10 protein-coding genes are annotated in these 12,875 nt (G+C 52.3%); 3 read left to right on the top strand and 7 right to left on the bottom strand.

Features of this window, described 5'->3' with window-relative positions:
* Positions 1-117 precede the first annotated feature (117 nt).
* From RFN81_RS16895 to nirB, 7 genes are all read right to left on the bottom strand, one after another.
* Positions 118-957, bottom strand: coding sequence for a transporter substrate-binding domain-containing protein (locus RFN81_RS16895; RefSeq protein WP_264496913.1), 840 nt, complete (start codon positions 955-957; stop codon positions 118-120).
* A 105-nt stretch (positions 958-1,062) separates the two neighbouring features.
* The gene (locus RFN81_RS16890) at positions 1,063-1,827 is read right to left on the bottom strand and encodes an ABC transporter ATP-binding protein (protein ID WP_264496912.1); all 765 of its coding nucleotides are present in this window, start codon (positions 1,825-1,827) and stop codon (positions 1,063-1,065) included.
* The gene (locus RFN81_RS16885; protein ID WP_264496911.1) at positions 1,824-2,558 is read right to left on the bottom strand and encodes an ABC transporter permease; all 735 of its coding nucleotides are present in this window, start codon (positions 2,556-2,558) and stop codon (positions 1,824-1,826) included. The genes RFN81_RS16890 and RFN81_RS16885 overlap by 4 nt, the downstream gene beginning before the upstream one ends.
* The gene (locus RFN81_RS16880; protein WP_264496910.1) at positions 2,558-3,274 is read right to left on the bottom strand and encodes an ABC transporter permease; all 717 of its coding nucleotides are present in this window, start codon (positions 3,272-3,274) and stop codon (positions 2,558-2,560) included. The genes RFN81_RS16885 and RFN81_RS16880 overlap by 1 nt, the downstream gene beginning before the upstream one ends.
* A 531-nt stretch (positions 3,275-3,805) precedes the next feature.
* A complete protein-coding gene (cysG, locus tag RFN81_RS16875) occupies positions 3,806-5,185 on the bottom strand; it encodes a siroheme synthase CysG (protein ID WP_264496909.1) in 1,380 nt (459 codons plus the stop codon).
* 83 nt (positions 5,186-5,268) lie between these two features.
* Positions 5,269-5,631, bottom strand: a complete 363-nt coding sequence (gene nirD / locus RFN81_RS16870) for a nitrite reductase small subunit NirD (protein ID WP_264496908.1) — start codon at positions 5,629-5,631, stop codon at positions 5,269-5,271.
* Complete coding sequence (gene nirB, locus RFN81_RS16865) at positions 5,628-8,180, bottom strand: nitrite reductase large subunit NirB (protein WP_264496907.1); 2,553 nt, start codon at positions 8,178-8,180, stop codon at positions 5,628-5,630. Before nirB ends, nirD begins: the two co-directional genes overlap by 4 nt.
* A 637-nt stretch (positions 8,181-8,817) precedes the next feature.
* On the opposite strand from nirB, the gene RFN81_RS16860 reads away from it, so the two are divergent.
* From RFN81_RS16860 to RFN81_RS16850, 3 genes are all read left to right on the top strand, one after another.
* On the top strand, positions 8,818-9,972 hold the full coding sequence (locus tag RFN81_RS16860; protein ID WP_264496906.1) for a mandelate racemase family protein: 1,155 nt from the start codon (positions 8,818-8,820) through the stop codon (positions 9,970-9,972).
* 94 nt (positions 9,973-10,066) lie between these two features.
* Positions 10,067-11,677 (top strand): ABC transporter substrate-binding protein, encoded by a 1,611-nt coding sequence (locus RFN81_RS16855; protein WP_264496905.1) that lies wholly within the window; start codon positions 10,067-10,069, stop codon positions 11,675-11,677.
* 120 nt (positions 11,678-11,797) lie between these two features.
* Positions 11,798-12,838 (top strand): ABC transporter permease, encoded by a 1,041-nt coding sequence (locus tag RFN81_RS16850; RefSeq protein WP_264496904.1) that lies wholly within the window; start codon positions 11,798-11,800, stop codon positions 12,836-12,838.
* Positions 12,839-12,875 lie beyond the last annotated feature (37 nt).

Here is a 12,875-nt window from a genome sequence, read left to right as displayed (position 1 = left end):
GTGATGTGCTCGTTTGATGGCTCTGATACATTTGCGCGGGCGTGCCATGGCCAGATGACGATGGCACGTGATTCAACTAGGGCTTCACACTCAAAGTGGCGTAGTGTCCATGCCGAACTATTTTTCGCTCAGTTTCCTGATCGTACCGTCTTTTTTAGCCTGATCGATGGCTTTATCGAACATGGCTTTTAGCTCAGGATCGCTTTTTCGTAAACCAACGGAAGAGCCACTCCCTAAGATGCCACCGATGAACTGCGGCCCAGGCGTGACGATCTCATTACCCGATTTTTCCGCCACGCTTTTTAGGTAAGGCGCAGAAGCGATAACCAAATCAACACGCCCTGCCTTCAGATCCAGGTCGTGTTCCTGCATGGTTTTATATTCGCGTACTTTCATCACCCCTTTCAGATAGTTATCTAAAAAGGTACTGGCGATAGAAGCGGACTGCACACCGATGGTTTTGCCTTTCAGCAACGGTTTCAGTTTTTCAATCTCGGCCAATGCGCTAGCTTCATTGGCGGGATCGATAGAGAAACGCACGCCCGCATCAGGGAAATCTTTGGCCAGAGGGCTGGACTTTAGCACGGCGAAAGTCTGCCCTGCCTGTGTGTACGGTTGACTGAAATCAATCACCTGACGGCGTTTCTCCGTTGCGGACATCCCAGAAATGATCGCGTCGAACTTCCCTGCATTTAACGCAGGAATGGTACTGGTGAACGGCTGAACCATGATCTCACAGGTTACCTGCATGTTGTGACACAGGACCTTGTACAGATCGATCTCCATACCATCTAATGTGCCGTCTGGCTTAGTAAAGTTATACGGATAGTAAGCGCCTTCGGTGGCTACGCGAACCGTCGTCCATTTTTTCTCCTCCGCCGACGCGGTAAATGCCGTAGCCAGCGTTCCTGCGATACACAGCGAACAGGCAAGTAGTGTGAATTTTGCTTTGATCATCCTATTTCTCTCCCGGTATTCTCTATCGTTATGTGTTATTTATTTCCTGTGGATTTCACGCTGTAGCTGAAGATAGCCGGAAGCGTGAAATACGCAGGATGGCATTTACCAACTGGCAATAAACTGCCGAAAGCGCGCCGATTGGCTGGCGGTGAACACCTGCTCGGGCGTTCCCTGCTCTTCGATTTCCCCCTGATGCAGAAAGATGACGCGGTGAGAAACCTCACGGGCAAAGTCCATTTCGTGGGTCACGACCAGCATCGTCATCCCCTCGTCGGCCAGCGTGTGCATGACACGCAGCACTTCGCCGACCAATTCCGGGTCAAGAGCCGAAGTCGGTTCATCAAACAGCATGACTTTGGGTTCCATAGCCAGTGCGCGGGCAATGGCGGCGCGCTGTTGCTGGCCCCCTGACAAATGCGCGGGATAGTAGTGACGCTTATCGGCCAGACCAACTTTTTCTAATAACTGTTCGGCGTGTTCGACACAAGCCGCCTGGGGACGTTTTAAGACGTGTACGGGGGCTTCGATAATGTTTTCCAGCACGGTCTTATGTGACCAAAGGTTAAAATTCTGGAATACCATGCCCAGTTGGGTACGAATTCTGTCGATCTGTTTAGGGTTCGACGGTCGGTTCTGCCCTTTGCGATTCGGCTTCATTTCAATCGTCTCCCCGCCGACGATGATTTCGCCTCGATCGGGAAGTTCCAGTAGGTTACTGCAACGCAGCAGCGTCGATTTACCTGACCCGGACGAGCCTAAAATGGAGATCACTTCCCCTGGATTTGCTTCGATCGAAATCCCTTTCAGGACGTCCAATGAGCCGAAACTTTTGTGAATGTTGCGCAGGCTAATGGCGGATGTCGTCATTGCAGGTCTCCTAATTTTTTCATTTTTTTCGCGGGTGGTTGCGCACCCGGTGCTCGGAGATGCGGTGTTAGCGTAAATTCTGCCCACATCAACAAACGTGTCAAAATAAGATTAATAAATAAATAGATGGCGCCAGCCACTAAAAATACTTCGAGTGGACGGTATGTTTCTGCAATGAGTCGTGCGGCGATCCCGGTGATTTCCATCAGCGTGATGATGGAAGCCAGTGAAGTCGATTTCACCATCGAGATCAGCTCGTTGCCGTAAGCAGGGAGCGCCTGGCGAATCGCCAGCGGGAAAATGATGCGCTTGAAAATCATGAAGGAAGGCATGCCGCAGGCGCGCGCGGATTCGATTTGGCCTGTGGGAACCGACAGCAATCCGCCCCGAATAATTTCGCAAGCATAAGCGCCGGTACACAGGCTGAGCGACAGTAGGGCGCACCAGTGTGGTTCGCGCAGGAATGGCCACAGTACGCTTTCCCGAATCCATTGAAATTGCCCTAGCCCGTAGTAAATCAGGAACAGTTGCACCAGCAGCGGCGTACCGCGGAAAAACAGCACGTAGGTTCGTGAAATTGATCGCAGCACGGTAAACGAAGACTGTTGCATCAATGCCAGCCCTAGTGCCAGAAAGAAGCCCAGGAATACGGAGCTGGCGGCAAGTTGCAGCGTCAGCGGAATGCCGGGAATAATTTCCAGAAACGTGTCGTACAGAAAAGAGAGGTCCATCAGCGTTTCACACCTCGGGAATAATGAGACTCGGCACGGCGCATCACCCAGCCGGAAACGATAGAAATAAACAGATAGAGCAGCGCGGCCGCCATAAAGAAATCAAAGGGTTTTCCGGTCGAACCGGCCCCGGTTTGCGACTGCGTCATCAACTCGGCGACGCCAGTAACGGAAACCAACGCGGAGGTTTTCAATACCAATTGCCATACGTTGCCGAGCGGAGGGATCGCGTGGCGCAGCAGGAGCGGCATAATGATGCGGCGCAGACGTAGCAAGGTTGGCATACCGCAGGCTTTGGCGGCTTCTATTTCCCCTTTTGATACGGCGTAGAATGCGCCGCGATAGACTTCTGTTTGCTGCGCGCCGGAAGAAATTCCAACGGCTAGCACACCGGCGAGGAAGCCGGGAAAGCCAAAAAATGCATCACTGCCAAATAGTTTGGCGACCAGCGTTAACGCGGTGCTGCCGCCAAAGTAAAGCAGATAGATGATGAGCAGATCAGGAATTCCCCGGATGAGCGTGGTATAGCCATCGGCCAGATAACGTATGGGGCGATTGCCGCAGATTTTAGACCAGGCGCCAATGGCACCGATTGCGGCCCCCAGCAAGAAACCGCAGATAGCCAGCGCGATCGTCATGCCTGTCCCAATGAGTAATAATTTTCCCCAGCCATGTTCACCAAAACTGATGAGCTGCCAGAAAGTTAAGTCTTCCACAAATGGCTCCAAACTGCTTACTTAGTGTTCTGTCGTACAGAACAGTTTTTGTGATGAAAGCACGACAACATCAACCCCGTTCAGGGATGAGAGCGGAAAGGCGTAATGATGCGATGTATCACATCGTTAATGTGTACTTACATCAACGGTGTGCTGACGCGATGACGTACGGATTCGATGAAACACCGATTTTATGAACACGATGATTTGACGATGAAACGATCCGGTATGAACGGTTCTGAGATCGTGTTGTGAATCGTAAGAACGTAAAGCATTCGCCTATCCACGCTTTGCGAAAGCGGTGATTAGTTATTCATACATTTTACTTATTAATAGCCTGCTTATTAACTGGGTTGTTGCAGCCAAAATAAGCCAGATAGCGCCTGTGGTAAAGCATTAAAGTGATATTTTATTTGGAAGTGAGGATGAATTAGTGAATTGTTATGCTGATTTATAGAATATTACTTCATCGTAGTAAAAAACCTGCCATCTGACGTGAGATGACAGGTTAATAACGCGATGGGAAGAAGATTATGCTGTTTGCTCAGAGAACCAGCTTAATTTTTCCCGTAATTCGACGACATCGCCGATGATGATCAAACTCGGGCTGCTGGCCTGTTGCGCTAATTCACTCAATTGGCCAAGCTGACCACTCAGAACGCGTTGCTTCGTTGAGGTGCCGTTTTCGATAATGGCGACGGGCACGGTTTCCGGTAGTTGCTGTTCGATGAGTCGAGTTTGAATGTATTCCGCCTGTTGCAGCCCCATATAAAAAACCAGCGTTTGCTTTTCCGCCGCCAGACTCGACCAGTCTAAATCGGTGTCGTGTTTGACGTGCCCGGTGATCAACCTGACGCCCTGTGAGCGATCGCGATGCGTTAGCGGGATACCGCTGTAAGCCGAACAGCCCGATGCGGCAGTAATACCGGGCACCACAGAGAACGGGATCCCCGCCTGTTGCAGGTGCTCCAACTCTTCACCGCCACGCCCAAAGATAAAGGGATCGCCGCCTTTCAGCCTAACGACGCGATAGCCCGCTCGCGCTTTTTCTACCAGTAGTTGATTGATTTGTTCCTGGGGGACGCTGTGAAAGCCGGACGATTTGCCGACAAAGAGTCGTTCAGCGTCGCGACGGGCCAGATTGAGAACCTCCTTTGAGACCAAACGATCGTAAACAATAATGTCGGCCTGTTGGAGTTGTTGCAGGCCTTTCAACGTTAATAATCCGGCATCGCCCGGCCCGGCGCCGACCAGGGTCACCTCGCCCCGATCATCAAGCGGCGCGGAAAATAGCTGCTCCGTTAATTGTTGGATGCGTTGACTGTCCTCATTGGCTAACGCCTGTGCCAGCCGATCGTGTATGAAGAGTTTTTCCCAGAAGCGGCGGCGTGCGCTCATATTGCGGAACCGATTTTTCACTCGGTGACGCAATTCACCAGCAAATTTCGCTAATTTACCGAGGTGCTGCGGAAGAATACCTTCCAGCTTTTCTCGCAATAGTCGAGCCAAGACGGGGGCGGCGCCACCCGAAGACACGGCAACCATCAGTGGGGAACGGTCAATGATCGACGGCATAATGAAGCTGGCGCGCTCCGGTGAATCGACCACATTGCAGAAAATCTGTCGTTCGCTGGCATGGGCAAAGACCTGCCGGTTCACGTCCTCATCATCCGTTGCGGCAATCACCAGCCATACGCCGTCCAGTAATACCGGATCAAAAGCACCGTGCGCTAGCGTGAGCTGATTGTCCCGTGCCCATGCGCGGAATTGATCGTTAATGTCGAGCGCATTGACGGTAATATTTGCGCCCGCGTCCAGTAATAGACGGGCTTTACGTTCGGCTATTTCGCCACCCCCTACCAATAGACAAGATTTATCGCGGAGCTGACAGAATATTGGCAGGTAATCCATGTAACGCCTCTTAAAAACGTAGATTGTCTTGAGAAACCAGATCGTAGTGTCCCGCGTGGCACGCGGGACTCGGCCCGTAAAGGTTATGGTTGGGGATTAGCAACCGGCATATCCCGCGGCGTGAGGGAGACTTGCACATCACCGTTTATCACTCGCGCTTCATAGGCGGCAATCGAATAGGCGTCATCCTCCAGGCAGAAGCCATCATAAAGGCGGAAATGTTGTTTTTTCAATGGGCTGACTGCCCACAACTCCCCATGATGCTCTGCCAATATGCCACGACTTAATACGCTAGCCTGTGCGAAAGGATCGATATTACTGATGGCGTAAACCTGTTCGTCGTGACGCGGCCTAAATACGGCAACCTGCTGCTGCCCGACGAGCGCACACACGCCGGTGCCGGGCAGGATATCATCTAACTTACATACGGTCGTCCACTGGCTCATGCGTCTTCCTCCTCCAGAGCGATCTGTTTCACCGGAATGCGTTCAGCGGGGCGTGCTGGACGATGTTGTTGGCGTTCACTGACCATTTGTACATTCGGGTCGCGTTCCGGGCTGTTGATGAAGTGGGCAAAGCGGCGCTGTGCTTCCGGGTTTGCCAACGTCGCCTGCCATTCGCACACGTAACTTGCGCGCAGTTGCGCGATATCGGCTTCAAGCCGCTCGTTAATACCCAATTTATCTTTCACGATCACGCTACGCAGGTAGTCGATGCCGCCTTCGAGATTCTCCAGCCAGACGGAGGTGCGCTGAAGTTTATCGGCGGTGCGGATATAGAACATCATGAAGCGGTCCAGATAGCGGATTAAGGTGTCGCGATCTAAGTCGGCTTCCAGCAGGTCGGCGTGGCGTGGTTTCATCCCGCCGTTGCCGCAGACATAGAGATTCCAGCCTTTCTCGGTGGCGATGATTCCCACATCTTTCCCTTGTGCTTCGGCGCATTCCCGCGTACAGCCGGAGACGCCAAACTTCATTTTGTGCGGCGTGCGGATGCCTTTATAACGGTTTTCCAGTTCGACGCCCAAGCCTACGCTGTCGCCAACCCCAAAGCGGCACCAGCTACTGCCGACACAGGTTTTTGCCATGCGCAACGCCTTAGCGTAGGCGTGACCCGTCTCGAACCCGGCGTCGATAAGCTGCGCCCACACATCGGGCAGATCGTCTTTCTGCACGCCAAATAGCGCCATGCGTTGGGAACCGGTCATTTTGGTGTACAGGTTATATTGCTTCGCGATGCGACCAATAGCGATCAGACCATCCGGCGTGATTTCCCCGCCTGCGGAGCGCGGGATCACTGAGTATGTGCCGTCTTTTTGAATATTGCCGAGGAAGTTATCGTTGGAATCCTGTAGCGGCGTGTGCTGGGGTTTGAGCACGTATTCGTTCCAGCAGGAGGCCAGCAGGGATGCCACAGTCGGTTTACAGACTTCGCAGCCATAGCCCGAACCGTGCTTTTCCAATAGTTGATCGAAGGTTTTAATTTGTTCTATTTGAATCAGGTGAAACAGCTCCTGACGGGAATAGGCGAAGTGTTCGCATAGGTGGTTATTAACCTCAATTCCCTGTTTGCTGAGCTCTGCGTTCAGTACCTGGGTAATTAGCGGCACGCAGCCGCCGCAGCCCGTACCCGCTTTGGTGGCGTCTTTGATCGCTGCGACGGTGTGACAGCCGCTATTAATCGCCTTAATAATGTCGCCTTTGGAGACATCAAAACAGGAGCAAATTTGCGCGCTTTCCGGTAAGGCATCCACCCCTAATGCGGGTTTTGCGCTGCCTGCCGAGGCGGGAAGAATGAGTACCTCAGGAGAATCCGGCAACGGAATCTTATTCAGCATGAATTGCAGCAGATTGCCGTAATCCCGAGTGTCGCCGACCAAAACGGCGCCGAGCAGCGTTTTGTTGTCGGCGCTGACGATCAGGCGTTTGTAGGTTTCTTTGTTTTCATCCAACCACATGTAGCTACGGGAGCCAGGCGTGCGGCCATGCGCGTCGCCAATGCCGCCGACGTCGACGCCCATGAGTTTGAGCTTGGCGCTCATGTCGGCCCCCTGAAAGCGGTTTTCGCGACCTAACAGATGATCGGCGGCTACCTGCGCCATCTTGTAGCCGGGCGCGACCAGACCGAAGGGCCTGCCTTGCCAGGCGGCACATTCGCCGATGGCGTAGATATCCGGATCGGACGTCTGGCACATATCGTTGATGGCGATACCACCACGCGGGCCAATCTCCAACGCACACTGGCGGGCCAATTTGTCCTGGGCACGAATACCGGTCGAGAACACCACAAAGTCGACTTCCAACGTGCTGCCGTCGGCAAATACCATCGTCTTACGACTTTCCTGACCGATAGGCTGAATCGCCTGCGTATTCTTACGGGTATGCACATGCACACCGATATTTTCTATCTTGCGCTGTAGCAGCGCGCCGCCCTGTGCATCTAGCTGTTCAGCCATCAGCACTGGCGCGAATTCAATGACGTGCGTTTCTACGCCGAGGTGTTTTAGCGCCCCGGCCGCTTCCAGACCCAATAATCCTCCGCCAACGACCGCACCACGCTTACTTCTGCGCGCGCAACTTTCAATGGCGTTCAGATCTTCGATTGTGCGGTAGACGAAACAGTCTTGCCCGTTTGAGCCCTTAATCTCAGGGATCCATGGGTAGGAGCCGGTTGCCAGAATGAGTTTGTCATAATGCACGGAGCGACCGGTATTGGAGTGAATCACCTTTTCACTACGGTTAATCGTGATAGCACGCTCACCGAGCAGGATATTTACCCCATTTTTCTCATAATAGCCTTCGCGTACCAAAGAGAGCTCTTCTACCGTGTGATGGGCAAAGTAAGAAGACAAATGGACACGATCGTAGGCGACGCGGGGCTCTTCACAGAAAACGGTGATCTCGTAGGTGGATGCGGGGGCCTTTTCCAGCAACTCTTCGATAAAACGGTGGCCTACCATCCCGTTACCGATGACAGCGAGTCTGACTTTGTTCATTTTTGCCTCAAAATTGCTTCTTCCGAGGCTACCTTATCGCGCCACAGAGGGCGCTTATTGATGTACGTCAAATTGTCTTTTATATACTACTTTATGAGTATGTTCATGATTTTACTTGTTTTTTGTTAAGCCTTGGTTTTTGTTGGGATTTTACTTGCAGGTGAAAATGAGATCTATAGCACGCTTTTGGTCTAACGCGGAGTGATTAGCGCAATATCCGTTATCGCGGTCATTGTCACCTTATTCATTATTGAGTTTTTCCCAAACGGCTAAAAAATAAACCCAAGGGGTTATCCATTTATCCTATATAGATAGGGGGTTTTCTAGTGATAATGCTCACAATTTTATGTGCACTTGCACAGTTATCAGCAACATAATTTCTTTATATGAAAGAAATTGCCTAATGACTAACGGCATCACAACCTTAATAATTGAAAATAAAACGCCATTTTCTTTAAATTAACACGCTATTTCTATTATGTGACGCCGATCAACTTATTCGATCACCGCTAAAGGAAAGGCGTTTTGAGCCAACCCGTCACGTCGCCGTTAATGGCGTTATGCTTTAGTGCATTTGGGGAGGGCGATTCGCGAGGTTTGTGTATGAATTGTGTTAAACATCAAGGCAGGTAATAACGTGAAAATAGAATCAATTGATGTCACCGTCTTTACTTACCCCACTCGCCGGGTTTCCGACAGTGCGGGCCATTCCCACCCCGGCGCCGAGAACCAAGCCCGGATGGCGTTATTAACGATCGCGGCGGATGACGGCCAGAAAGGTTACGCCTTCGCGCCGCCGGAAGTGATTCGTCCCCATATCGTTAATGCGTTTTTCCGCAAGGTGCTAATCGGGCAAAATCCGTTTGACCGTGAGCGCCTTTGGCAGGATCTGGTGCACTGGCAACGCGGTAGCGCCAACCAGTTGACCGATCGCGCATTGTCAATTGTGGAATCCGCGCTATGGGATTTGCAGGGGCGCATACTAAATATGCCCGTGCATAAGCTGCTCGGCGGTTACCGTGAAAAGGTTCCTGCCTACGGCAGTACCATGTGCGGCGATGAACTGGCTGGGGGGCTATCCACGCCGGAAGAATATGGTCAGTTTGCAGAGAAACTGGTGCAACGCGGCTATAAGGCCATCAAATTGCACACCTGGATGCCACCGGTGTCGTTCGCGCCCAGTCCGAAGATGGATGTGAAGGCCTGTGCGGCGGTGCGTGAAGCGGTTGGCCCGGATATTTGCCTGATGCTAGATGGCTACCACTGGTACAGCCGCAGCGATGCGCTGTATATCGGCCGTGAGCTGCAAAAGCTTGGTTTCACCTGGTTCGAAGAGCCGATGGAAGAGCAGAGCATGGCATCTTATAGCTGGCTGACGAAGAATTTGGATATCGATGTTATTGGGCCGGAAAGTCTTTCAGGTAAATACTTCAGCCGCGCCGACTGGGTGAAGGAAGGCGCATGCGATATTTTACGTGCGGGCGTGCAGGGCGTTGGCGGTCTGTGGCCGTGCCTGAAAGTCGCGAGCCTGGCAGAATCCTTTGGCATGGATTGTGAAATCCACGGCAACGGCGCCCCCAATCTTAATGTGGTTGGCGCCATTAAGAACTGTCGCTGGTATGAGCGCGGCCTGCTGCACCCTTTCCTCAATTATGACGAACCTGCCGCCTATCTGAATGCTATCGTCGACCCGATGGATGACGACGGGTTTGTGCATCTACCGCAGCGCCCTGGGCTGGGAGAAGATATTAATTTTGACTGGATAGAGGAGCATACCCTAAGCAAAGAATAACGTTATAGACACCGTTTTTTATTCGATTCGAAAGATAGCCTTACCCAAAATAAAAAGTTGTCGTCTTCCATGTTCCCATATCTGGAGAATAATAATGAAAGCACGAGCAATACTCCGTACCCTACTGTTAAGTTCACTCTGTATGGTTGCCACACCGGCCATCCTCTCGGCCAAAACGCCTGACGATCAGCTGATCGTCGGGATGAATATGAATAACATGCTGTCACTCGATCCGGCCGCGATGACCGGTAACGAAGTGGTGGGCATTATCGTTAACCTTTATGACTCGCTGGTAGTGCTCGATCCGGCTAACCTGAGTCACATCCTGCCTTCTCTGGCGAAAAGCTGGAGCGTCAACGAAGCGGGCAACATCATTACCTTCAATCTGGTGGACAACGCCAAATTCCATTCCGGCAATCCCGTGACGGCGCAGGATTTCGCCTGGTCGATGGAACGGCTGCTTAACCTCAACATGGCGCAAGCCACCACTTGGAAGTCTTACGGTTTCACCGCGCAAAACGTGGGGAAAATGATCCGTGCCAAAGACGCTCACACCGTTGAAATCGAACTGCCGAAACCGAACGATCCCAAGCTGGTGATCTATTCTCTGGCGACATTGGGCAGCGGCTCGGTGCTGGACAGCAAAACCGTCATGCAGCATGAGAAAAACGGCGACTGGGGCAATGGCTGGCTGACCACCAACGAAGCGGGTTCCGGCCCGTTCAAGCTGGACGTGTGGCAGGCGAAAGACGTGCTACGCATCAGTAGAGCCGAAAATTATTGGCAGGGCGATGCGAAAATGCGGCGTGTCATTTTTCGTCATATGACCGAATCGCAGGCGCTACGTTTGATGATTGAAAAAGGCGACATTGATGTCGCTTCCGGGATGTCGGTGCCGGATATCAACGCATTGAAAAAAGACCCGGATGTTGTGGTCGACGAGGTGAAAAAAGGCACGCTGTACTACGTTGCCATGAGCTTGAAAAATGAGTACTTCGCCAAACCGAAAGTGCGCGAAGCGGTGCGTTACCTAATCGATTACGATGGCGTGAATAAAACGGTGATGCCGGGTTATGGCTTCTATCATCAGCGCCCTATTCAGCAAGGGATGGAGGCCACGTTGCCGAATCCTGGTTACAAGCTGGATGTGCCTCGCGCCAAAGCATTACTGGCCGAAGCGGGCTACCCGAATGGGTTTGAAACCACGCTGCGTGTTTTGTCCGATCAGCCGTTCCTGAATCTGGCAACGTCGGTGCAGTCCACGCTGGCGCAGGCGGGCATCAAAGCCAAAATCATCTCCGGCACCGGTAATCAGGTTTACGGCGCGATGCGCGATCGTAACTTCGATATGCTGGTTGGCCGTGGTGGTGGTGGTGTCGATCCGCACCCTCACTCTAGCCTGCGTTCTATTGCCTATAACCCAGATAACCGCGACGAAGCCAAATTGACAAACTTCCAAGGTTGGCGCACCTCTTTCTATGACAAACCGTTAAACGACCTGATCGATCAGGCGCTGTTAGAGAAAGATCCCCAGAAACAGAAGCAAATGTATATCACTATCCAGAATCGTTATGAGGAACTGTTCCCGGCCATTATTCCGGTGTCGCAGATGATCGATTCTGTGGTGTTGCGTAAGGATGTGAAAGGTTATGTGCCGCATCCATCCTCTACAACGCATCTGCGGGGCGTGTACAAACAGCGCTAGTGTCCATCCTTTCGCCGGATGAATCGCTGATGAAATCATCCGGACGGAGACGTCAAAAAGAGATAACCGCGTGAGTGGGGATTCATCGTCGCCGCACACCGGGATATCGGGAGAAAGAATATGGTTTTCTCTGATTGGATCAAACCGGGTGGGATAGTACGTCGTTTGGCAAAACGTTTGTTTCAAGTGATCGTCACGCTGTTCGGGTTGTTAATCCTGACCTTCGTGATCGGCCGCGTGATGCCCATCGATCCGGTTCTGGCTATTGTCGGACAGGATGCCGACCAAAGTACCTATCAACAGGTTTACCAACAGTTAGGGTTGGATAAACCCCTCTATGTGCAATTCTTTATTTATTTCACTTCACTGCTGCATGGCGATTTGGGCAATGCGCTCCTGACGGGGCGTCCGGTCGTGGATGACATTATCCGCGTCTTCCCCGCGACTATTGAGCTGGCGACGATGGCGATTATCGTCGGTGCCGGCCTGGGTGTGCCGCTGGGGGTGTTAGCCGCGGCGCGGCGCGGCAAGTGGGCCGATTATGTGGTGCGTTTTATCAGTCTGGCCGGTTATTCCACGCCAATATTTTGGGTCGGGATGATGGGGCTACTGGTGTTTTATGCCTGGCTGAACTGGGTTGGCGGCGCCGGACGGGTGGATATGGCTTACGATGGTCTGGTAGAGACCCGTACCGGCTTGCTATTAGTGGATTCACTATTGGCAGGTGAATGGGAGGTCTTCCGGAGCACATTGAATCATCTGGTCTTGCCCGCGACGATCCTCGGTTTTCACTCGCTAGCCTATATCAGCCGTATGACGCGCAGCTTCATGCTGGCGCAACTTTCGCAGGAATACATCATTACCGCACGCGTCAAGGGGCTGTCGGAGTTCCGTGTTGTCTGGGCGCACGCGTTCCGCAATATTCTGGTCCAGCTTCTGACGGTGGTGGCGTTGGCCTATGGCTCCCTGCTGGAAGGCGCCGTACTGATCGAAACCGTCTTCTCATGGCCGGGTTTTGGTTCCTATTTGACCGGTAGTTTGTTGCTGGGCGATATGAACGCGGTGATGGGCTGTGTGTTGTTAGTCGGATTAATCTTTGTGACGCTTAATCTGCTATCGGACATGTTGTATCAACTCTTTGATCCGAGGACGAACGCATGAATATTTCCTCTGAGCCGCCGGTCAGCCGCCTATCGGT

The sequence above is a fragment of the Pectobacterium cacticida genome (assembly GCF_036885195.1).
Taxonomy (GTDB): Bacteria; Pseudomonadota; Gammaproteobacteria; order Enterobacterales; family Enterobacteriaceae; genus Pectobacterium; species Pectobacterium cacticida.
The sequence above is the reverse complement of the archived record's forward strand: the minus strand, read 5'-3'. Positions and strand labels throughout refer to the sequence as shown.